The organism is Dietzia sp. SL131 (assembly GCF_026672565.1).
GTDB classification, from domain to species: Bacteria; Actinomycetota; Actinomycetes; order Mycobacteriales; family Mycobacteriaceae; genus Dietzia; species Dietzia kunjamensis.
On record NZ_JAPPRI010000003.1, the window covers coordinates 3239630 to 3260002 of the forward strand.

Genomic DNA, 20373 nt, shown 5'->3' on the forward strand with positions numbered 1-20373 from the left:
CTACCGCCCGCCGAACCCGTTGTGACCGCCCGCCGCGGCCACCTCGTCCACCGTGTCCAGACCCAGCTGCTCGTCGGTCACCGGCGGGAAGAGCGGACCCCCGCCGAAAGCACCGCGGTGCGACAAGGGCACCTCGCCGTCGTCGTTCCTTATTCCCTTCTCGCGCCCGTACTCGGCGGTGATGACGGTCGAGCCGCTTATCCGGGTCAGGTCGGGGTCCTCGGCGAGGGCGGCGATGACCCGTCCGACGAAGGTGGGGTCCTCGGCGCGGTCCAGCGGGAAGCCGTTGAAGTCGTCCATCCCCAGCGACAGCAGCAGTTCCGTGCGGATGAGGCCCAACCACAGCGAGAGGGTGGAGACCCCGGTGCCGGCGAGTTCGTGCGCCATGTCGGAGGCCATTTTGTCGAGGGCGGTCTTGCTCATCCCGTAGAGCACGGTGTGGAACGGTGCGCGAGAACCGAACGACGAGATGCTCACCATCAGCCCGGAGCCCTGCGGCACCATCACCTTGGCGGCCTCGCAGCTGGCGACGTAGTGCGCGCGCAGACCGACGCCCATGAGGGCGTCCCAGTCGCCGGCGGGCCGCTCCCAGAACTTGCCGGTGAACCCCATGAAGCCCTTGGGGTTGGTCCACACGTTGTTGACCAGCAGGTCCAGGCGTCCGGCCTGCTCGGCGATCCGGGCGACGACGGCGACGATCTCGTCATCCCGGGAGTGGTCGCATTCGAGTGGGCGGATCTCGCCCGCGGCGCCGGAGGCCGCGTCGATCGTGCCCTGCAGGCGCTCGGCGGACCGGCCGGTCACGTAGACCGTCCACCCGGCCTGCGCGAGTGCGGTGGCCACCCCGCGTCCGACGCCGCGGCTGCCACCGGTCACCAGGGCGACGCGGGCGCTCACGAGTCCGCTCCGGCGGTGGCGGCCCCCGGGACGGTGTGGACCTCGGGGTAGGTCACGGTGGCGTCGTCGAGGGTGCGGGTGACCGACCAGCCCGGGGTGAACAGGCATTCGGCCATCACCCAGCGGCCGTCCTCGATGACATACGCATCCGAGTACTCGCCGGTGGAGAGCGTCTCGGTGCCCTTCTCGCGGTCCACCTGGCGGAACTGCAGGGTCCAGGTGCCGGTGGCGCGCTGCGGCGGGCTGCTCGGCCCGCCGCCCTGCACGCTGATAGACGGCATGAAGCCGTGGTGCATGTCGAGGATCCGCGGGCCGCCGTCGGAGGCGGTCGCCAGCGCGATCTGGCGGAAGATCCCGACCATCGTGTCCGGGTCGGTCCGCCCCAGGGGGCCGAAGTCCAGCACGCCACCGGAGGCCACGAAGCAGGACCGGAAGCCCTCGGGATCCTTGGCGTCACAGGCCCGCCAGTACCGGTACTTGAGCTGTTCGATCGCCTCGCGGGCGCGGACTTCCTCCTCGTACTGCATAGGGCTCACGTTAGCGTAGGGAGCATGAGCCGAACACTGGCCGAACTATCCGACCGCTGGGACCTGCAGGACCTCATGACCACGTACGCGACCTGCATCGATTCGCGGGACTTCGACGGGCTGGACACGGTGTTCACCCCGGACGCCCGGGTGAGCTACGCCGCGTCCGGCGGCCCGGAGGACGACTACCCGGCGGTGCGCGCGTGGTTGGCCGAGATGTTGCCGATCTTCGCCGCCACACAGCACCTCATGGGCAACCTCGAGGTCCGTCTTGACGGCGACTCGGCCACCGGGCGCTGCATGTGCTTCAACCCGATGGCGCTGAAGCCGGTGGAGGAGAAGGACCAGCAGGTGTTCTTCTACGGGCTCTGGTACCTCCTCGACTTCGTCCGCTCCGGCGACGGCTGGCGGATTTCCCGCCTCAGCCAGCAGCAGGCGTTCCACCACAACCTGCCCTGAGCCGGGGTGGGCCGGCCCCGGCCCGGCCCCGGCCCGGCCCGGTTCGCGCCGGCCGCCTCAGACGGTCCCGCAGGAACTCGTCGCCGGGCGGTCGAGGACGCGGTCCAGGAGGTAGCGGGCGTTCGTGGACCGCTCGGAGAGCATCGGGATGGCGTGGTCGATCACCAGGCCGGGGGCGATCGACGGCACCTCGGCCGTCCGCAGCTCCACGGTGGTGCCCTGTTCGCACCAGTCGCGGACGAGGTCGACGGCCGTGTGGTGCGGGACGACGTCGTCGTTCCTGCCGATCATGACCAGCGCCGGCACCGCCGGCGCGACCCTGCCCAGGTTGTAGCCCTCGAGCACCCGGACGATCTCCGGCTCCGACCGGGCGGCGTCGCCGAGCGAGCGGCCGTCCACGGTGAACTCGTTCGTGCGCTTCAGGCCGTAGGCGAAGGCGGTCTCGGCGACGCACTGCCCGGCGGTCACCTCGAGCATGCGCTGGCCCTCGGCGTTGAGATGTCGGTCGAATGCCGTACGCAGCTCGGGGTGGACCTGCAGGATGCCGTTGATCGCGTATCCCACCGCGCCAGTGAGCAGTCCGCCGTCCACGCGGTCGAGCGTGCCGAGCATGTCGGACGGCGGCGCTCCCGCCGCGATGCCGACCAGGTTCACGTCGGGTGCGTAGTCCGGCTGCATCTCCCCGGCCGCGGCGGCGGCGCCACCGCCCTGCGAGTAGCCGCTGACCACGGTCTTGGAGTCGGGCGCGAGGTCCGTGCCGGGAAGCCGCACCGCCGCGCGGGCGGCGTCGAGGGCCGACCGGCCCTGGGAGTCGCGGTTGACGTACGGGTGGTGGCCGGGCGTGCCGAGCCCCTCGTAGTCGGTGACGACGACGGCGAAGCCTTCCATCACCATCGTGAGCGCGTCGATGATCGCGTACCCGGCGGCCATCGACGGGGGCGCGGTCTGGATACCCAGGCCCACCTCCATGGAGCGCGACGGCGCGCACTGGTCGCCCTGCCCCTGCGTTCCGGGCGTCACCACCGCGAGCGGGCGCGGCCCGGGGCCGGTCCAGGGTGCCTCGGGCTGCAGGAACGTGCCGGTGACGGCGATCGGACCGCCCGCGGCGCCGGTGGAGCGGTACATGATCCGCTGGGCGTCGGCGGGCAGCGCACCGCCGTTCATCACATCGGGCAGGCTCGGCGTGATGGTCATCGGCTGGGTGCGGATGATCGCGCCCGGGTCGGCGGGGAGCTCGGCCGGCGGGACGTAGAACGCGGTGCGATCCGGCGCGGTGGACGACCCCTGGGCGGCGGCCTCGGGGGCGCCGACAAGGGCCAGGGCGGGGGCCAGCCCGACCGCGACACCCAGCGCGAGGGCTCCGGCGACGGTGAATGGTCCGGATGATGTGCGCCGGCTGGACGGTGTTCTCACGAATGCTCCCGTGGTCGAGACCGCGCGGCAGGGGACCCGCGCCGATGGGGCAGAACCCTAACGCGTGTCGAGTCGTAGGTGTGTCCCACCTCACGGCCGTCCGGTCCCTCGTCTGGCAGCCCCTCCTGAACACCGTGAACTTCCCGGTGGCCGGTGTCCGACCCCGCTGTTACGGTGAGAGCGTGCCCAAAGACGTGCTGATGTGCTGGCGAGGCGGACCGACGTGGTCCCGCATCGCCCACGCCGTCTTGGCGTAGTACCGACGATGCGAGGGCCCGCCGGGATCGGTCGGGCCGCATCCGCCATGCGAGGCGGTCTCCGACGGAACCCGGGTTAACGATTCAGACCCCACGGCCCGGAACAGGACCGGGCCAGCCGACTTCAGGAGAGTCCCCAGGTGACCGCAAGTCCCCACACCACCTTCCACGCGCTCGAGGACACCGACGTCCTCGTCAGTGCACGGTCGCTGGACGAGTACACCGATATGTTCGGCCTGGACGAGGCCGACCTGAAGGGGCGCATCGTTGACTGCCCCGGTGGCGCGGCCAGCGCGGTGGCCGAGATCTGTGCGGCGGGTGGCGACGCCGTCGCGGTGGACCCGCAGTACGCGCTCGGCGCGGACGACCTCCGCGGCCGGATCCTCGAGGACGTCGAGCGGTCCCTGGCGCAGAAGCACGCGCGTGAGTTCGACTATGACTGGGACGTCCGCGGCGGGGTCGTGGGGCACGAGGTCATCCGCCGCTCGGCGGCCGACCGGATGCTGGGCCACCTGGCCACCGCCCCCGAGCGGTATGTGGCCGGGGCTCTTCCCTCGCTCCCTCTCGCCGACGACTCGGCCGACCTGGTGCTGTGCTCGCACCTGCTGTTCACCTACGCCGACCGCATGGATCTGGCCGACCATGTCGACGCGATCGTGGAGATGGCCCGCGTCGCGCCGGAGGTGCGGATCTACCCGCTGGTCGACCACGCCGGGAACCCGTTGCCGGAACTGGTGCGCTGTGTGATCGCCAAGCTCAAGAAGGAGCGGCTGATCAGCCGCATCGAGCCGGTGATCCGGCCGTTCCAGCTGGCCGCCACCACGCGGTTGGTCGTCGAGCGGAACGGCCGCCAGCGCCCCTAGGGTTCACGGCCGGCCGGCGGGGTTCACGGTTGGTCGGCGGGTGCCAACCGGAGGATCTCCTGCCCGGTGAACGGTGAGACCCCGGCGGTGGCGACGAGCGGCTGTGGGCCGCCCACCTCGAGGGTCAGGCCGGGCTGGAAAATCGTCCCGGTGGCCAGCGAGTAGGCCACGAGGTTGCACATCTCGGCGTAGACGGCCGCGGGCGGAGCGTCCACGTCGAGTCGCTCGAGGTCCATGCGACCGAATCGGCCCATCCCACTGGTGTAGACGCACGAGGTGGTCTCGGTCTGCATCCCGGCCCGCACCCCGACGAGCGCCGGTGCCGGCACGGGGTTGCCCGTCACGAGATCGCGGTACGGGCCGGCCGGCAGGGTCGCCGCGGCGCCGCCCACGCTCACGGCCACCGCGCCGGGCAGCGCGGTCAGGGCCGCCGTGACGTTCGCAACCGCCAGCTCGCAACGGAGCGTGTCGAGCCGGGGGTCCAGGTACTCGGGTTCGCCCGGCTCGCCGTCGTCCCCGATCGGTCCCCACCGGAACGCGGCCACGACGACCTGGGACCGGTGCGACTCCACCACGGCCTCACCGCCGTTCCAGGCGGCCAGGTCACGCGTGTACTCGATGGCTTCCGGCACCGGCGCGTCGACCGCGGACACGATGACCGTCGCGTCCTCGACGTAGACGGCGGTGGCGGGGTCGTCGTCGGTGCCCCGCTCGACCTCGTACGACCCCTCGAAGATCTCGGTGAGGAGTTCACCGACCTCGTCGTGGCCGGGGGCGGGCCGGTCGAGCAGGACGATCGCCACCGGGGTCTGCTTCCACGACAGGTCCTCGCCGGTCTGCGGGTCGACGGCGGGCTGGTCGGGCTGCGGCGTGTCGGTCATGGCCCGAGGCTAACGCCTCGCCCCTGCCGCAGCACTGCCGCGACCGGCCACCGCGCCCGCACCGCCGCCCAGCCCGCGATGCCGCCGGGTCAGTTGAGCAGGAAGTCGATCACCAGGCGCTCGAACTTGTCCTTCTGCTCGATCATCGCCCAGTGGCCACAGCGGGAGAAGGCGTGGAGCTCGGCGCGCGGGAGCTGGCGGAAGGCGAAGTGGGCCTGCTCGTAGGGGAGCATGCGGTCGTCGCGGCCCCAGATGAGCATGGTCTCCTGCCGGATCTGCGAGGCGCGGGCGTACAGCGGCGTGTAGGCGTTTTCGGGCTTGAGGATCGAGCCGAACACGGAGTACATCCGCTCGACGGCGCCCGGGGCGGTGGCGGCCTCGGTTCGGGCGCGGATTAGGTCCTCGTCCACGACCTTCTTGTTGCCGACCATCGTGTCGACCCAGGCCGCCATGGCCTTGTCGGACGGCTCCGCGAGGAATTCGAACAGCCGACGCGATCCCTCGCTCGGCTCGGGCGTGAACAGGGGAGCAGCCAGGCCGCCGGGGCCCATGAGCGCCATCTTGCGGACCCGGTGCGGGTAGGCCAGAGCGGTCTCGCAGGCGACGTTGCCGCCCATGGAGTTACCGATGATGTCGACCTTCTCGATGCCCTTGGCCTCGCAGAACGCGTCGATAGCCTCGGCGGCGATGAGCGGGTAGGCCTTCTCCCACTCCAGGTCGGAGCTCTTCCCGAATCCCGGCATGTCCAGCAGGATGGTGTGGAAACGCTCGGCGAAGACGGGGAAGTTGCCGGCGAAGTTGGACCACGCGGTCACGCCGGGGCCGGATCCGTGCAGGAAGAGGACGGGGACCGCGCTCTCGGGCTCGGCGACGCTCTGCTCGCCCGCCTCGTGGTAGTGCAGCTCGAAGCGGCCGGCGGTGATGGTCTTGCTGGTGGACTCGAAGTCGAGGGCGCTCATGCCCCCCACGCTACTAGAACACGTTCTAGGAATCCCACCGTCGTCCGAAATTAAGTCAGCCGCGCGGGGAGTCCCTGAAACATCCCCGCGCGGCGATGGCGAAACTCTAACCTGAAATCGCGCTGGGTGACAAGTCGGTAACAATTATGACGGGTGTCACGCCGGCTGCACTAACGCCGTTGACGCTGGCCAGCATTTATGAAGTGCCACATATGGACGGTCGGTGTAGATGTGGGTGGCGATGACCGCTTGGCCACCCCGGGCTCGTCACCCCGGCGTCACCTCATGACCCGGTCGAGGAACGCGGTGGCGTCCGGGATGGCGGCGTAAACGGTCCCGCTGTGGTCCCGGTCCGGGTAGACGTGCAGCTCGAGCGGCTGCGCGTTGAGGGACATCTCCGCAGCCAGTGACAGCGCCGAGGGGGCGGGCACGTCCATGTCGAGCAGCCCCTGGCCGAGGAACACGGGCCGGTCGTAGCCCATTGCCGGCGTGCCCATGTAGCGGCGGAGGTGTCCGAAGACGTCGGGGATCTCCTGCAGTGGCCGCGCCAGCGCCTGCGAAACCTGGAAGCCGCCGACCTTCTCCCGCATCGCGGAGTAGCAGAGCGTCTCGGCGGCGTCGACCATCTCGCGACCCTGCGGTGTGAGGAGCCCGTTGATGTCGAGCTCCGGGTGCTGGTCGCGGAACCCGGCGAGGATGTACATCGCGTACAGGTTGAGCCCGGTCGGGAGGTTCACCGGCGGGAATCCGGGGCCGCCCCACTGGAACAAGTGCTCTATGTTCGCCGGCGCGCCGGTCGCCACGACGCCCCGGTAGTCGAGGCCCGCCGGCGCGCCCAGTGCGGTGGCACGGGTCGCGGTGACGAGTGCGGCGCCGGCGCCCTGCGACTGCCCGACGAGTCCCCACCTGGCGGACAGCGGCAGTCCGTCTGCTCGCGCCGCGGTGATCGAGTCGACGATCCCGCTTGCGGCCGCCTGCCCGTTGAGGTAGCTGAGCAGCCCGGGGGTGCCGAGTCCCACGTAATCCGCGGCCACCACGGCGTATCCGCGGTCCAGCCAGTGGCCGAGGTAGTCGGCGTCGCGCTCGGAGCGTGGCTGGGTGGACGGAGCGCAGTCGTCGCCGAGGCCGGTCGTGCCGTGCGCCCACGCCACGACGGGCCAGCCGCCGGGGGGCGGGGTTCCGTGCGGGAGGAACACGGCGGACGTGGCGATCGCGGTGCGGCCGTGCTGGTCGACCGTCCCGTACGCCTGCCGCACCGCCCGCCCGGCCTGCGGCAGCGAGAGGGCCGGGTCGAGCGGGACCGTCGCCGCGGCGACGCCGGGGGAGGGGACGGGTAGGTTCCATTCGCGGGTGTCGAGCCCGGACCAGGTGGGCTCGGGGTTGGGCGCGGGCTGCGCGTTCGCGGTCGGAGCGGTGAGGGAAGCGACGACGACGAGGGCCGCTGCCGCCACCGTGAGCGTCCGCGGGGAGCGCCGAGGAGTGAGGGAGTTCATACCCGGAGGGTAGTCGGTTCCTCGCCCCGCTTCGGGGCTGTTGACGATGCCCCGGCGAGAGCTCGGCGGGAGCCCCGTCGGCCGATCCGCCCCCGCGGCTACGGCCGGCCTGTCCGTGGCGACGGCCGAATTCCACGCGGGAGCGTCGTGGGCTGCGACGGTGCCTGAGGAGACGATCGACATCCCTGACCTCGCCGGACAGACCTGGCTCATCACCGGCGCGACGAGCGGGGTCGGGTTGGAGACGGCCAGGGCGGCGTCCCGGGCGGGAGCGCGGGTGATCCTCGCCGTCCGTGACACCGAGCGCGGGCGGCAGGTGGCGGCGCGGTTGCCCGGTGAAACCCGGGTGGTGGAGGTCGACCTCGCCTCGCTCGAGAGCGTCCGTCGGGCGGCGGGCGAGCTGACCGGCGTCGGTGGTGGCGACGCGGAAGGGCGGGTCGGCGGGCAGATCGGCGGGCAGATCGGCAGGGTGGCCGGCGAGAAAGCCGACGGGGAGGTCGAGCAGATCGACGTGCTGGTCAACAACGCCGGCGCCATAAGCCCGCGCCGGTGCGAGACCGCCGACGGGTTCGAGATGCTTCTCGGCGTCAACGTGCTGGGCCCGTTCCTGCTGACGAACCTGCTGTTGCCGCTGGTGCGGCGACGGGTGGTGATCGTCGCGTCCAACGCCCACAAGAGTGGATCCTTCGATGTCGATGACCCGCATTTTCGCCGTCGACGGTGGACCCCCGCCGCGGCCTACGCCCAGTCCAAGCTCGGCGACATGCTGTGGGGCCTGGCGCTGGATCAGCGGCTGCGGGACGGGAGGGCCGAGGCGGCGGCGGTGGGGGTGGACGTGCAGCTCACCCACCCCGGCTGGGCGGCCACGGGGATCTCGAACGCCACCGGCAACGCGGCGATCGACCGGGTGGTGACCGGCGTGTGTTCGCTCTTCGCCCAGCCCGCCGCGCAGGCCGCGCTCACGACGATGTTCGCCGCGACCCGTCCGCTGCCGCCGTGCAGCTACACCGGGCCGGACGCGATGCGGCACCTGCGGGGGATGCCGACGCTCATCGGACGCAGCGCCGAGGCATCGGACCTGGCGATCGCGGAGCGCTTCTGGGAGTTCGCCGCGGCGGAGACGGCGACGGACTGAGGCCGCCGCGGGCAGCCCGCGGGCTCGTCCGAGGGTTAGTGCAACCAAGGGGTTGCACTACGGCTGTGCGCGTGCCAACGTGGAAGCACAGGTGCACCCCGCGACCCAGCATCCACCGAGCGGAACGCACCGTGAGGGAAGGAAGCCCGATGAGCGAGAACCGAACGGCCGGAACCAGCCCCGCCGCTACGACCGACGACGTGCCGGACGAGATCGTCCGCAGCATCCGCATCGACGCCGAGGCGCAGACCGTGTGGGGCATCGTCTCGGAACCGGGATGGTTCATCAACGACGGCGAGTGGACCGAGCACGAGATCACCACCGAGGGGGACGTCTCGCGCGTGGTGGACCCGGTGCACGGCGAGTTCAGCATCCGCACCGTCGAGCTGGACCCGCCCCGCCGGGCGGTGTTCCGCTGGCTGGGCGGGCAGGTCGGCAGCGTCGACGAGTTCCCGTCCAACACGATCGAGTTCACCGTCGAGCCGCAGGGTTCCGGCGTGGTGCTCACGGTGCGGGAGACCGGATTCGCCGGCCTGAGCAGCGACGCAGTGGTGCGCCGCCAGCGGTTCGAGGAGAACTCCGCCGGGTGGGCGACCGAACTCGACCTCGCCCGGCGCCGGGCGGAGGATCAGGCGTGAGCGACGTCCCCACCGACTCCCGCGAGGCCGAGGGGGAGGGGCTGTCGGGCCTGCTCGCGCCCGAGGCGGACGGCGTCTTTGCCGCTCTCGCCGACCGGACCCGCCGCCGCATCCTCGTCCGTCTGGCCGATCGGCCGGACGACGCCGGCGCGGTGGCCGCCGACCTCGGGATCAGCAGGCAGGCGGTGGCCAAGCATCTGCGAATACTGGTGGACTCCGGGCTCGTCATCGCGAGCCCACAGCAGCGACGGCAGGTTCATGCGGTCCGGCCCGATCGGATCCGCGAGATCTCCGATCTGCTCGGCGCGGTGTCCCGGGGCTGGGATCGCAGGCTCGCCCTGGTCAAGCAGCGCGCTGAGCACGCCGAGCGCACCGAACACGCCGAGCACTCCCGGCGCGCGGAGTGACCGCAGGTCAGGTGAGGTGGTCGAACTCGCCGTCAACCCAGGCGGCGTAGCGCTCCGCCGAGCGCTGGACGGCACCGCGGGCGTCCTGCGGCACGCAGCCCCCGAAGTTGCTGTAGATGCGGTCGAAGTCGTAACGCGAGACGTGGTCGGCGATCCGGCGGACGACGGCGCCGGACAGCGGCATCCAGTTGGGGAACGAGCGCATGAAGGTCACCCACCCCGGATCCGCGACCGAACCGATCGTGTCACCGGTGAACAACACGCCGCGACCGTCGGGGGCGGTCCAGTGCACCACCACGCTGCCCGGGAAATGCCCGCCGGGCTGGGACGCGCGCACGCCCGGCACGATCTCGATCTCGCCGCCGTCCGCCGGGTCCGCGGCGTGGCCCCCGCCCCACACCACCGTGTTGCCCGGCCGCAGGCCCAGCCACTGCTCGTCCGGCGCGGAGACGTAGACCGGGCAGTCGTCGAACGCCGCCGACCAGAGCGACTGCACCCCGTACATGTGCGGATGCGAGGCGATGATCGCGGCGAGGCCGCCCCACCCGCGCACCGCGGCGACCGCCTCGTCACTGATGTAGTTTGGCGCCTCGACCAGCACATTGCCGTGCTCGGTACGGATGAGCGCCGGCTTCTGCCCGATGCCGGGGCAGTTGACCTGCACGAGGTTGAGGACGTCGGTCTCACGCTCGGCGAACTCGATCGACGCGCCCCGGGCTCGGGACTCCTCCGGGTCGGTCCACCGCTGCCCACCGGACGGCACGTACTGGCGCTCGTCCGCGCAGATCGGGCACACCGCCGGTAGCGGCTCCGCGCGCTCGACCCCACAGGTCGCGCACTGGGTCACCGAGCCCACGGGTGCGCCGCCCGCGTCCGCACCGCGACCGGGGCTCACGGCATGTCCCCCTCGATGTCGACGGCATGCCAGTCGTCGCCTATCTGCAGCTCGAGCGACCCGTCGACGGGGATCTTCTCGGACTGGCTGGAGACGGCGGACTCAAGTGCCTCCTGGGCGTTGTCGAAGTCGCCGAGGTCGATCGTCTGGTCGGGGGTGTGGAGGCGGTAGTGCGGCATGCCCCGATTGTCCCCGCCGCGCGCGACTGCCGCATCCGTCGCGGCCCCCGACCCACCCGCGCCGCAGTGGCAGGCCCCGCAGGTGCGCGGTGCCCGCTGCCCGGCGGGTCTTCCCTCGTGGCCGCCCGCGGCGCACACTGGACAGACCGCCGCCGCAGCGAGAGGGCACACCATGTCGTCGTCGTCGTCATCCTCCCCGTCCCACGACCCACGCGACGCCGCGCCGGCCGACCCGCCGCCCGGGTACCCCGACCTCGGGCCCGAGCCGGTGGACGGGGTGCGGCTGCTGCGTGCACCGGCCGTGCCGACCGCCGTCGTCCGCGCCACCGGCGTGCCCATGGCCACGATCGCCGGGTTCTTCGACTCGGCCTTCGGCACGGCCTTTCCTGCCCTGTTCGCCGCCGGCGTCACCCCGGCCGGGCCGGCGTTCGCGCTCTACACGCGCACCACCGAGGAACCCGAACCCGCCGCGGACCTGGAGATCGGGTTCCCCCTCGCGCGTCCGCTGCCCGAGCTGCACCCCGACGAGCCGTCCGAGATCGACGGGATGCAGGTCATCGCGTCCGAGCTCCCGGCCGGGGACGTGGCGGTGACCAGTCATCTCGGCTCCTACGACGGACTCGGGCAGGCGTGGGGCGAGTTCAAGGGTGCGATCGGCGGGATGGGGCGCGCGCCGGGCAGCCCGTTCTGGGAGGTCTACGTGACCGAGCCGAGCCCCGACATGGACCCAGCCACCCTGCGGACCGACCTGTTCTGCCCCGCCCCCACCCCGGACGACGCCGCCTGACCCGGGTTCATCGCCCGTCGCCCGCCGCCCGCCGCCCGCCGCCGAGCAGAGGATTTCGCCTGTATCTCTCGAGAAGCAGTGCGCGAATTCCTCTTCTCGCCGAGCAGCACCCACACGGCCGGGCCCCACGACATGCCGAAGAACACGACGAACCCGTTCGCGGCGATGAGCGCGATCAGCCCCTGGGTGTCGGCGAGCTGCGGGGCGAGTTCGCCGTCCGGGCCCGGTCCCATGGTGGCGGTGCTGAACATCAGCGCCATCACGGCCAGCGAGATCGTCATGCCCACGGACCCGGTGATGAGGAGCTTGCGGCGGCCGATCTTGTCGATGAGTGCGATCGCCACGATCGTCACCACGATGTTCGTCACGGACGTGATGACCGTCTGGGTGAGCGCGTCCTCCTCGGTGAAGCCGACCGACTGCCACAGCGAGGTGGAGTAGTAGAAGATCACGTTGATGCCCACGGCCTGCTGGAAGACCGACAGGATGATGCCGATCCACACGATGGGCAGCAGGTTGACCCCGCCCGGCTTGACCAGGTCGCGCCACGAGCGCTTGCGGTCGTCGCGGACCGTCGCGCGGATCTCCCTGATCCGGGAGTCGACACCGCCCTGCTGAATGGAGCGGAGGACCTCGCGAGCCCGGTCGACCATGCCCTTGCCCACCAGGTAGCGCGGTGATTCCGGGATGGTGAGCGCGAGCACGCCGTAGGTCACGGCGGGGATCACCTCCGCCCAGAACATCCACCGCCACGCCTCGGCGCCGAACCACAGTTCCTCGATCGCGCCGCCCGCGATGCCGGCCAGCCAGGCGTCGGAGAGCAGTGCGACGAAGATGCCGGAGACGATCGCGAGCTGCTGCAGCGATCCCAGCCGACCGCGGATCGCCGGTGGGGCGACCTCGGCGATGTAGGCCGGTGCGATGACGGACGCCGCGCCCACCCCGAGCCCGCCGACCAGCCGCCAGATGATGAGGTCGACGGGGCCGAAGGCGAACCCGGTCCCCAGGGCGCTCGCGGTGAACAGCACCGACGCGAGGATCATCACGCGGGTGCGACCCCAGTGGTCGGCCAGACGACCGGCGACGTAAGCGCCGACCATGCACCCGAGCAGGGCGGAGGACACGGCGAAGCCGGTCAGCCCGGCGTTCATCTCGAAGGTCTCCTGCACGGCGTCCACGGCACCGTTGATCACCGCGGTGTCGAAGCCGAACAGGAAGCCGCCCAACGCTGCGACCAGGGAGATGAGCACCACCCGGCCGGTGTTGAACGTCTCCTCCTCGGCGGGTGTGGGTGAGGTCTGCTGCGTGGACATGACGTACCCCGCTCTGTTGTCCGACGCACCTGCTCCAGGTGGTGAAGGGAGCGTAGGCACGCGGTGCAAGTGACGCAAGCGATAAAGGAAACCGTTGTTCCGCCCGGCCCGCCCCCGCGGGACGAGAACACGTTCTAGGCTCGGGGTCACCTCGTCGTCGTCACCGAAAGGGCCACCGCCTTGAGCGCCTCACCCGAACAGATCCGTTCCACCGCCGACTCCTACATCGCTGCACTGACCGCCGGCGACCTCGAGGCCGTGATGGACCTCTACGCCGAGGGCGCCACCGTCGAGGACCCGGTGGGCAATGGCACCGTCCACGAGGGCAAGGCGGCCATCCGCGAGTTCTACGCCAGCGTCGTGGCGATGAAGATCGAGGGCGAGGTGCTCGAGGCCCGCGTGTGCGGCGACGACCTGCTGTTCAACTTCGAGATCACCACGCACTTCGACGCCGACTCCAAGGCCACCATCAACGTGTGGGACCTCATGACCCACGACGAGCAGGGCAAAGTCACCTCGATGCGCGCCTACTGGACCCCGGAGAACATGCGCTGACCCCGCGCCCCTGAACCCCGCGCCGGCCGGGGTCGCCGGGGCGCGCGGACTACGCGCCGCCCTGGCTCCCGGCCCCCTGGGGCACGTTCTCCGACGGCTGCACGACCACCAGTCCCGCGCCGCCGAACGCCAACTGGAACGTCTCCCCGGACCCGCCCCGGAGCAGGGACTTCACCCCGCCCGTGTCCACCCGGATGTCCATCGTCACGCCGGCGGTCCACAGGACCACGGCCTGGGGATCGGCGAACGTCGGCGCGGAGGTCACGTCGAGCGCGACCGGCTGGCCCTTGGTGGTCACCGCCACGAACCCGGTCCCCCGCAGGGAGACGTTGAACAACCCGCCGGTCATCACGGCGCCCTTGGCGGCGATGCGGTGGATGTCCCACGCGATCCCCTCGGAGAACGCCAGCACGCTCGCACCGTTGACCGAGATCATGTCGTCCTCCAGGTAGAGGACCTGGACCTCGGAGGCCTGGTCGGCGAGGAACAGCTCACCCCGCCCGGTGCAGCGCATGAGGGGCACACCCTCCCCCGTCGCCGCCGCCTTGAACATCCTGCCGATCCCGCCGCTGCCGACGTTCTCGAACCCGACCTGCCCCTGGTAGGCGACCATCGATCCGGTCCGCGCGAGGATCGGCTGGTCGGCGAGCGTCACCTTGAGCATCTTGGAGTTCTGGAGGGCGAACGGGCGGTTCGTCTCCGTCTCGCGCGCCGACTGGAAGAGGTCCCCGTGGATCATGGCGCGAACGGTACGCCCGCTCCACTAGCCTTGGGGTCATGATCACCGCAATCGTCTTCGTCCACGCCGAGACGGCGCGGATCCCCGAGGTCGCCGGGGCCATCGCCGATATCGACGGAGTCTCCGAGGTCTACTCGGTCACCGGCACCATCGACCTCATCGTGCTGGTGCGGGCCCGGCGCAACGACGAGATCGCCGACATTGTCTCGGACCGCCTCAACAAGGTCCCCGGCGTGGTGGACACCGAGACCCACATCGCGTTCCGCACCCAGTCCAAGCACGATCTCGAGGCCGCGTTCTCGATCGGGTACGAGGACTGAACCGGGTACGGGGACCGAACCGGCTACGGGGGCCGCATCGGCTACGGGGACCGGGAGTCAGGTCGGCTGGCCGGTCATCTGCTGTATCCGGGCCAGGCGGCGGGCCCGGCGTCGGGCCCGCTGAAGCTCGGTGAGGAGCTCCCTGCCGGTCCATTGCCGCCGGTCCTCGCCGGCCGCCTCGGCCTCGTGCACCAGCTCCACCATCCGCGCGCAGGCCGGAGCCCCCAGTCCGAGCTGACCGGCCATCTTCACGACCTTGCCCTGCAGGTACTCGACCTCGGTGGGCCGGCCGCGCACGAGATCGTCCGTCATGGACGAGGTGCCGTCCGCGTCGACGCGGACCGCGGCCCGGGCGAGGCGGCGGAACAGCGGGTTGGGCAGCCGCATCACCACCGGGAGGGCGCCGGCGGGGATGGCCAGCGGCACCCGCGGCACCACCCCGGCCGCGGTGAACACGCGGTTGGCCTCCGCCTGACACAGGGCGACGCAGCGCCGCAGGTCCCGGTCCAGCAGCTCCGTGCGCAGCGGGAGTCCGGACAGCGCCTGGACGGCGTTGTTGAGGTTGAGCAGGACCTTGCCGTGGAGGACCGCCTGGATGTCGTCGGTGGGCCTCACCGGCAGCTCGGCCGCCGCCATGGTGCGGATCAGCGGGACGGCCATGGGGTGTTCGGCGAGCCGGATCACCCCGGTGGAGGTCCGCCGATAGGTGGCGGGTCCGGTGCGCGCGACATTGAACGGTATGACGCCGGGGATCACCGTGGTCCTGTCGACCAGTTCCCGGATGAGGTCCGCCGAGTGCAGACCGTTCTGCAGGCCCACGACCAGCGTGTCCGGCCGAAGGTAGGGAGAGAACTCGGCGGTGGCGGCGGCCGTCTGTCCGGCCTTGGTGCACACCAGCACGACGTCCGAGCGGCGGACGCTCTCGGGCCCGGTGGCCAGGGTGAGGGCGTCGGCGGGGATGTGGAGCCGGGCGTCCTCGCCGTCTCCGGACTCGACGGTCAGTCCCACCGCCCGGATCGGGTCGAGCACGTGGGGGCGCCCGACCAGGGTCACGTCGGCGTGGCGGGCGAGCCGGCCGCCCAGGTAGCAGCCGATCACGCCCGCGCCGATCACGGTGATCCGAAGAGGAGGGTTCGGGCTGGTCATGGTGGTGCAGAGGATACGACACGCGCGGCGGCGGGGGAGCCGTTCGACGTACCTGTCCGCCGGACGGGGGAATCAGTGCGGGCGCGGCCGCAGGACGACCTCGGTGGGGTGCGTATCCGGAGTGGACCCCAACGCCTGCCGGACGGCGGTGGCCACCGAGTCCGGGCGGAGGAAGGCGCCCGGGTCGTAGTCGCGCCCCTCGGCGGCGACGATCGCGCGCTGCATGTCGGTGTCCACGCGGCCGGGGTGGATGGACGTGACGCGCAGGTCGGGTTCCTCGCCGCGAAGGGTGTCGGTGACGGCGCGGAGGGCGAACTTGGAGGCGCTGTAGGAGCCCCAGCCCGGTTTGGCGGTGGTCCCCGCGCCGGAGTTGACGACGACGAGGTGGCCCCGTGCCGCGCGCAGCGCCGGGAGCAGTGCCCGGGTCAGCTCGACGATGGCCAGCACGTTGACCTCGAACGCCCGGCGCCACTGGCCGGCCTCGGACTCGTCGATCCGGCCGAGTTCGGCGACGCCGGCGCAGTGGACGAGGCCGTCGAGGGTGCTGATGTCGCGGGCGGCGCGCGCGACCCCGTCGCCGGTGGTGAGGTCGGCCTCCACCACCCGGGCTGAGCGGCAATCAGCGGCCACGGCCTGCAGCGCATCGACGTCCCTGCCCACGAGGACCAGGTCGTGGTGGGCGGACAGCGTGCGGGCGGTCGCCGCCCCGATCCCGCGGGAGGCGCCGGTGACGAGAACCGTGCTCATGCCCCGAGGCTAGACGGACCGGGGGGCGTCGGAGTGCTGCGGGTCGGACTGCTGAGAGTCGGGAAGGGCGTCGACATCGCCGTCGAAGGCGTCGAGGAGGGCGGTGAGGGCGGGCACCGCCGAGGAGAGCAGATCGCGGTGTTCGGGGCTCAGATAGGACATCCGCTCGGCGAAGTCCCGGTCACGATCGGCGAGGACCTGTTCGATGCGGGCCCGACCGAGGTCGGTGAGGCGGACACAGACCCCGCGTCGGTCGGAGGCGTCGGGTTCGCGCTCGACGTACCCCATGGCCTCGATGACGCTCACCGAATTGCTGGTGGTCGGTACGCGGACGTTCTCGAGTCGGGCGAGGTCCGACATCCGCAGCCTCCCGTGGCAGGCCAGGGTGTGCAGGATCGAGGTCTGCGCGCGACTCAGCGCGTACTGGGTGCTCTGCCGGCGGACAAGCAGGTCCAGGCGCAACAGGATGGGTCGGAACTTCTCGGCGAGTCCCCGCCCGGGCTCACCTTCCCGTATCGCCGGATCGCTCGTCGTCGTCTCCATGACCCTGCTCCCTCGACACCGGCTTCCGCCCCGGAAGCCTCGCGGCACCGAATCTAGGCCGAACTTCTCCCGTCATGGGGCGCCACCTCGTCCCGGGGTGGATACTGATCGCATGGGTTTGTATCACCAGATCACCGGGGCCGGCCCGACCATCGTCCTACTGCACGGCGTGTGCCACCGGGCGCACGCCTGGGATCCGGTCGTGCCGCTGCTCGCGGACCGTTTCCGCGTGGTGGTCGTGGACCTGCCCGGCCACGGCAGGTCCGCGGATCTGCCGGACACCGGCGACGTGCTCGACTACGTCGTCTCCGAGCTCGTCGGCCTCCTGGAGGAGGTCGTCCCGGCCGGGGAGCGCCCCCACATCGCCGGCAACTCCCTGGGGGGCTTCCTCGCGCTGGAGCTCGGCGCCCGCGGACTGGCGAGCAGCGTCACCGCGCTGTCGCCCGCCGGGTTCTTCCGCTCGCACGCCGAGTGGCGCTACACGGTCACCGTGTTCCGGAGTCTCCGCCGGGCGGCGGGCCGGATCGGCCGCCACACCCCGGCCCTGACCGAGCGGGCCGCCGGACGCGCGGTGATGATGGCAGTGTTCTGCGCCCGCCCGTGGCGGTACCCGGCGGAGGCCGCGGCCATCGACAGCGAGGCGATCGTGTCCAACACCGTGCTCGACCGGGCCGACCGGCGGGCGTTCGTGTTCTCCGCCCCCGTCGACGAGGATTTGCCGATCACCATCCGGTGGGGCCGGTTCGACATGGTCCTGCCGGTGCGGCAGGTCTCACTCGCCACGCGGTTGTTCCCGCAGGCGAGGGTCGAGGTCAGCGCCGACGGGCACGTGCCGATGTCCGACGACCCGGAGGGCGTCGCCGCGTCGATCGCCGCCTGCGCCGAGCGCGGCCTGGCGTACGCGCGGGCCGGCAGTCGGGTCTGACCGGCCCGCCTGCCGGCCCGGCAGCCGGGCCTGACCGACCCGACCCGCCGGCCCGGCAGTCCGCCTACCCGCCCCGGCCGTCCGCCGTCAGGAGCCGATCAGGCCCGTCGGCAGGGAGCCCGAACCGAGAGAGCCGGCGCCACCGGAGAACCCGTTGCGCCACGCGACCACGGTCGACGGCCGCGGCTGCGAGGTGCCGCCGTCGGGCCAGTGCGAGGCGGGGTTCTCGATCGACGCGCCGTCCTTCTCGCCGGGGTGCTGGACGTTGACGATCGCCCGGTTGTCGAACACCAGCGGTCCGCAGGTCTCGGCCCCGACGGGGACCGTGAGGAACAGCTTGGTCTCGCCGCGGTTCGGACCTTCGGTCGCCACCGAGTAGAGGCCGTCGTTGAAGCCGAGGGCGTTGCCGTCGGTGGACACCCACAGTCCCCCGGCCGGGTCGAAGGCGACGTTGTCCGGGCAGGAGATGGGGCTGACCTTCGACTTGTCGAAGCCGCCGAAGTACGAGTCCGCCTCGGCCGGGTCGCCACACACCAGCAGCAGGTTCCAGCCGAAGGTGGTGCCGGCGTGGTCGTCGGTGATCTCGACGACCTGACCGTGCTTGTTGTTGTGCCGCGGGTTGGCCTCGTCCACGTTCGCGGTCGTGCGGCGGGTGTTGTTGGTCAGCGCCATGTAGACCCTGCCGGTGGTCGGGCTGGGCTCGACGTCCTCGGGGCGGTCCATCTTGGTGGCGCCGACGCGGTCGCCGGCCATGCGGGTGTACACCGCGACCTGCTCCGGGGTCATGCCCGGCACGTGTGAGACGGCGTTCCCACCGGGCGCGACGGTCATCAGCGGGATCCAGGTGCCGGTGCCGTCGAACGCGCCGTCGGCGGGCAGCGCCCCGGAGCCGTCGATCTGCGCGGCGGGGGAGTTGCCGGTGAACGTCGCCACGTAGAGGGTGCCCTCGTCGAGGATCTTCATGTTCCCGGCCCGCGCGGCCGAGCCGGTCCCGGGTGTGATCCGGCGGCTGGAGACGAACTTGTAGAGGTAGTCGAAGCGCTCGTCGTCGCCGGAATAGGCGACGACGGTGCCGTCACCGGTGACGTGGACCGAGGCGCCCTCGTGCTTGAACCGGCCCATCGCGGAGTGCTTGACCGGGGTCGAGGTCGGATCCCAGGGATCCACCTCGACGACGTAACCGAAGCGGTTGACCTCGTTGGGCTCGGCGGCCGGGTCGAAGCGGGCGTCGAACTCCTCCCACCGGCGCCCCGAGCGGGAGACGGACACGCCGTAGCGGCGCAGGGCCTCGAGACGCTCCGGGTCGGTGACCGTCCCGGTGGTGCCGAAGTACTGGTTGAAGTTCTCCTCCCCGGACAGGACGGTGCCCCACGGTGTGTGCCCGCCGGCGCAGTTGTTCAGTGTGCCGAGCACGCGGGTGCCGGTCGGGTCGGCCGTGGTCCGGGTCAGGGGGCCGACGGCGGGTCCGCGCAGCTCGAACGGGGTGGTGGCGGTGATGCGCCGGTTGTAGGACCCCATGACGGGGTCGAGCCCGCCGTCGCCGGCGCGGCTGGCCAGCTCGACCACCGTCAGCCCGTGGGCCGCCCAGGCGATCTCGACCTGCTCGCGGGTCGGGGCCGAGGAATCGTACTCGCGGAACATCGAGGGCTCGGTCGTGTACTCGTGGTTGACGGTGAGCAGGAAGCGCTCGTCGCGGTCGTCCATCGGGAACATCACCGCCAGATCGCAGTTGTAGCCGTACTGCATGGCCTGCGCGGCGGCGGTCTGGTTCTCGAAGTCGAACTCCGGGGCGCCCGGCAGCACGGGGTCGCCCCACCGGATCACCACATCGCTCGAGTATCCCGCCGGGACGGTGACGGCGTCGGCGGTGTTGGGCGCGACCGGGGCGAACCCCGTGTCGATCGTGGCCCCGCCGGTGGACCCGGTGGGTCCGAGCGAGCCGGCGGCGGACGAGCCCTGCGCCGCGGCGGTCGCGGGCAGCACCTGGGTGGCGCCCACCGCCAGCGCCACGACCCCCGCGGCCTTGAGTGCACCGCGGCGGCTGATCTCGGTGGCGATATCCCCGAAGTACGGGTTGTCGGTGGTGTTGGGCACCGGTGCGGCGCACTGGTCCCCGCACTTGTAGACACAGGTCACGTGCTGTCGGTTGGAGATCCCCGGCGTCGGGGCGGTGGCGATCGGGAGCAGGCGGCGGGCGGACATTCGGGTCTCCTGGAGGCGTCAACAGTCGTAGTGGACGCATGCACGCTAGGCGCGCGGGACGACCGGGCGGCCGCGCGCGGGCCACGCCCGCGT

23 protein-coding genes are annotated in these 20373 nt (G+C 71.5%); 9 read left to right on the forward strand and 14 right to left on the reverse strand.

Translation table 11 applies throughout. The features are described from left to right. Window positions 1-897: an SDR family NAD(P)-dependent oxidoreductase gene (locus OVA21_RS16185; protein WP_268092855.1), complete on the reverse strand. Its 897-nt coding sequence runs from the start codon at window positions 895-897 to the stop codon at window positions 1-3. Further along, window positions 894-1424, reverse strand: a complete 531-nt coding sequence (locus OVA21_RS16190) for a nuclear transport factor 2 family protein (RefSeq protein WP_096906391.1) — start codon at window positions 1422-1424, stop codon at window positions 894-896. Before OVA21_RS16190 ends, OVA21_RS16185 begins: the two co-directional genes overlap by 4 nt. Before the next feature lie 24 nt (window positions 1425-1448). Here OVA21_RS16190 and OVA21_RS16195 point away from each other — a divergent pair, with 24 nt between their 5' ends. Then, complete coding sequence (locus OVA21_RS16195; protein ID WP_268092856.1) at window positions 1449-1883, forward strand: nuclear transport factor 2 family protein; 435 nt, start codon at window positions 1449-1451, stop codon at window positions 1881-1883. A gap of 57 nt (window positions 1884-1940) precedes the next feature. On the opposite strand, the gene OVA21_RS16200 is transcribed toward OVA21_RS16195, so the two are convergent. Continuing rightward, window positions 1941-3296, reverse strand: a complete 1356-nt coding sequence (locus tag OVA21_RS16200) for a lipase family protein (RefSeq protein ID WP_268092857.1) — start codon at window positions 3294-3296, stop codon at window positions 1941-1943. Between the two features lie 397 nt (window positions 3297-3693). On the opposite strand from OVA21_RS16200, the gene OVA21_RS16205 reads away from it, so the two are divergent. After that, the gene (locus OVA21_RS16205) at window positions 3694-4416 is read left to right on the forward strand and encodes a methyltransferase domain-containing protein (protein ID WP_268092858.1); all 723 of its coding nucleotides are present in this window, start codon (window positions 3694-3696) and stop codon (window positions 4414-4416) included. Between the two features lie 23 nt (window positions 4417-4439). Here the strand turns inward: OVA21_RS16205 and OVA21_RS16210 are convergent, their stop codons facing one another. From OVA21_RS16210 to OVA21_RS16220, 3 genes are all read right to left on the reverse strand, one after another. Beyond that, window positions 4440-5297 (reverse strand): hypothetical protein, encoded by an 858-nt coding sequence (locus OVA21_RS16210; RefSeq protein ID WP_268092859.1) that lies wholly within the window; start codon window positions 5295-5297, stop codon window positions 4440-4442. A gap of 89 nt (window positions 5298-5386) precedes the next feature. Next, window positions 5387-6256 (reverse strand): alpha/beta fold hydrolase, encoded by an 870-nt coding sequence (locus OVA21_RS16215; RefSeq protein WP_120285743.1) that lies wholly within the window; start codon window positions 6254-6256, stop codon window positions 5387-5389. Between the two features lie 278 nt (window positions 6257-6534). Further along, entirely contained in the window at window positions 6535-7749 is a 1215-nt protein-coding gene (locus OVA21_RS16220; protein ID WP_096906385.1) for a lipase family protein, read from the reverse strand. 160 nt (window positions 7750-7909) lie between these two features. On the opposite strand from OVA21_RS16220, the gene OVA21_RS16225 reads away from it, so the two are divergent. From OVA21_RS16225 to OVA21_RS16235, 3 genes are all read left to right on the forward strand, one after another. Further along, window positions 7910-8884, forward strand: coding sequence for an SDR family NAD(P)-dependent oxidoreductase (locus OVA21_RS16225; RefSeq protein ID WP_268092860.1), 975 nt, complete (start codon window positions 7910-7912; stop codon window positions 8882-8884). A gap of 149 nt (window positions 8885-9033) precedes the next feature. Next, window positions 9034-9522, forward strand: coding sequence for an SRPBCC domain-containing protein (locus OVA21_RS16230; protein WP_268092861.1), 489 nt, complete (start codon window positions 9034-9036; stop codon window positions 9520-9522). Continuing rightward, window positions 9519-9929, forward strand: coding sequence for an ArsR/SmtB family transcription factor (locus OVA21_RS16235; RefSeq protein ID WP_268092862.1), 411 nt, complete (start codon window positions 9519-9521; stop codon window positions 9927-9929). The genes OVA21_RS16230 and OVA21_RS16235 overlap by 4 nt, the downstream gene beginning before the upstream one ends. Before the next feature lie 7 nt (window positions 9930-9936). Here the strand turns inward: OVA21_RS16235 and OVA21_RS16240 are convergent, their stop codons facing one another. Next, window positions 9937-10824: a hydrolase gene (locus OVA21_RS16240; protein WP_268092863.1), complete on the reverse strand. Its 888-nt coding sequence runs from the start codon at window positions 10822-10824 to the stop codon at window positions 9937-9939. After that, a complete protein-coding gene (locus tag OVA21_RS16245) occupies window positions 10821-11003 on the reverse strand; it encodes a hypothetical protein (RefSeq protein WP_069389860.1) in 183 nt (60 codons plus the stop codon). Before OVA21_RS16245 ends, OVA21_RS16240 begins: the two co-directional genes overlap by 4 nt. Window positions 11004-11175: 172 nt before the next feature. On the opposite strand from OVA21_RS16245, the gene OVA21_RS16250 reads away from it, so the two are divergent. After that, complete coding sequence (locus tag OVA21_RS16250; protein WP_268092864.1) at window positions 11176-11790, forward strand: GyrI-like domain-containing protein; 615 nt, start codon at window positions 11176-11178, stop codon at window positions 11788-11790. On the opposite strand, the gene OVA21_RS16255 is transcribed toward OVA21_RS16250, so the two are convergent. After that, entirely contained in the window at window positions 11700-13103 is a 1404-nt protein-coding gene (locus OVA21_RS16255) for a sugar porter family MFS transporter (RefSeq protein ID WP_268092865.1), read from the reverse strand. The genes OVA21_RS16250 and OVA21_RS16255 overlap by 91 nt on opposite strands. 180 nt (window positions 13104-13283) lie before the next feature. Here OVA21_RS16255 and OVA21_RS16260 point away from each other — a divergent pair, with 180 nt between their 5' ends. Then, on the forward strand, window positions 13284-13658 hold the full coding sequence (locus tag OVA21_RS16260) for an SgcJ/EcaC family oxidoreductase (protein WP_096906380.1): 375 nt from the start codon (window positions 13284-13286) through the stop codon (window positions 13656-13658). Window positions 13659-13707: 49 nt separating this feature from the next. On the opposite strand, the gene OVA21_RS16265 is transcribed toward OVA21_RS16260, so the two are convergent. After that, on the reverse strand, window positions 13708-14397 hold the full coding sequence (locus tag OVA21_RS16265; protein ID WP_096906379.1) for an AIM24 family protein: 690 nt from the start codon (window positions 14395-14397) through the stop codon (window positions 13708-13710). A 38-nt stretch (window positions 14398-14435) separates the two neighbouring features. On the opposite strand from OVA21_RS16265, the gene OVA21_RS16270 reads away from it, so the two are divergent. Beyond that, window positions 14436-14717: an Lrp/AsnC family transcriptional regulator gene (locus OVA21_RS16270; protein ID WP_067720093.1), complete on the forward strand. Its 282-nt coding sequence runs from the start codon at window positions 14436-14438 to the stop codon at window positions 14715-14717. Window positions 14718-14774: 57 nt separating this feature from the next. Here the strand turns inward: OVA21_RS16270 and OVA21_RS16275 are convergent, their stop codons facing one another. From OVA21_RS16275 to OVA21_RS16285, 3 genes are all read right to left on the reverse strand, one after another. Further along, a complete protein-coding gene (locus OVA21_RS16275; protein WP_096906378.1) occupies window positions 14775-15863 on the reverse strand; it encodes a 2-dehydropantoate 2-reductase in 1089 nt (362 codons plus the stop codon). 72 nt (window positions 15864-15935) lie between these two features. Continuing rightward, the gene (locus OVA21_RS16280) at window positions 15936-16610 is read right to left on the reverse strand and encodes an SDR family oxidoreductase (RefSeq protein ID WP_096906377.1); all 675 of its coding nucleotides are present in this window, start codon (window positions 16608-16610) and stop codon (window positions 15936-15938) included. A gap of 9 nt (window positions 16611-16619) precedes the next feature. Continuing rightward, window positions 16620-17153, reverse strand: a complete 534-nt coding sequence (locus OVA21_RS16285) for a MarR family winged helix-turn-helix transcriptional regulator (RefSeq protein WP_069389855.1) — start codon at window positions 17151-17153, stop codon at window positions 16620-16622. Window positions 17154-17265: 112 nt separating this feature from the next. Between OVA21_RS16285 and OVA21_RS16290 the strand changes: the two genes are divergently transcribed. Then, window positions 17266-18078 carry an alpha/beta fold hydrolase gene (locus OVA21_RS16290; RefSeq protein WP_096906376.1) on the forward strand — a complete coding sequence of 271 codons (813 nt, stop codon included), beginning with the start codon at window positions 17266-17268 and terminating at the stop codon, window positions 18076-18078. Window positions 18079-18165: 87 nt separating this feature from the next. On the opposite strand, the gene OVA21_RS16295 is transcribed toward OVA21_RS16290, so the two are convergent. Beyond that, window positions 18166-20280, reverse strand: coding sequence for a PhoX family protein (locus OVA21_RS16295; protein ID WP_096906375.1), 2115 nt, complete (start codon window positions 20278-20280; stop codon window positions 18166-18168). Window positions 20281-20373: the final 93 nt, after the last annotated feature.

Coding starts and splice junctions, on each gene's coding strand:
- OVA21_RS16190 (WP_096906391.1), bottom strand. CDS start 1,424: ATGCAGTACGAGGAGGAAGTCCGCGCCCGCGAGGCGATCGAACAGCTC.
- OVA21_RS16245 (WP_069389860.1), bottom strand. CDS start 11,003: ATGCCGCACTACCGCCTCCACACCCCCGACCAGACGATCGACCTCGGC.
- OVA21_RS16285 (WP_069389855.1), bottom strand. CDS start 17,153: ATGGAGACGACGACGAGCGATCCGGCGATACGGGAAGGTGAGCCCGGG.
- OVA21_RS16255 (WP_268092865.1), bottom strand. CDS start 13,103: ATGTCCACGCAGCAGACCTCACCCACACCCGCCGAGGAGGAGACGTTC.
- OVA21_RS16215 (WP_120285743.1), bottom strand. CDS start 6,256: ATGAGCGCCCTCGACTTCGAGTCCACCAGCAAGACCATCACCGCCGGC.
- OVA21_RS16220 (WP_096906385.1), bottom strand. CDS start 7,749: ATGAACTCCCTCACTCCTCGGCGCTCCCCGCGGACGCTCACGGTGGCG.
- OVA21_RS16295 (WP_096906375.1), bottom strand. CDS start 20,280: ATGTCCGCCCGCCGCCTGCTCCCGATCGCCACCGCCCCGACGCCGGGG.
- OVA21_RS16195 (WP_268092856.1), top strand. CDS start 1,449: ATGAGCCGAACACTGGCCGAACTATCCGACCGCTGGGACCTGCAGGAC.
- OVA21_RS16290 (WP_096906376.1), top strand. CDS start 17,266: ATGGGTTTGTATCACCAGATCACCGGGGCCGGCCCGACCATCGTCCTA.
- OVA21_RS16280 (WP_096906377.1), bottom strand. CDS start 16,610: ATGAGCACGGTTCTCGTCACCGGCGCCTCCCGCGGGATCGGGGCGGCG.
- OVA21_RS16210 (WP_268092859.1), bottom strand. CDS start 5,297: ATGACCGACACGCCGCAGCCCGACCAGCCCGCCGTCGACCCGCAGACC.
- OVA21_RS16275 (WP_096906378.1), bottom strand. CDS start 15,863: ATGACCAGCCCGAACCCTCCTCTTCGGATCACCGTGATCGGCGCGGGC.
- OVA21_RS16250 (WP_268092864.1), top strand. CDS start 11,176: ATGTCGTCGTCGTCGTCATCCTCCCCGTCCCACGACCCACGCGACGCC.
- OVA21_RS16230 (WP_268092861.1), top strand. CDS start 9,034: ATGAGCGAGAACCGAACGGCCGGAACCAGCCCCGCCGCTACGACCGAC.
- OVA21_RS16270 (WP_067720093.1), top strand. CDS start 14,436: ATGATCACCGCAATCGTCTTCGTCCACGCCGAGACGGCGCGGATCCCC.
- OVA21_RS16265 (WP_096906379.1), bottom strand. CDS start 14,397: ATGATCCACGGGGACCTCTTCCAGTCGGCGCGCGAGACGGAGACGAAC.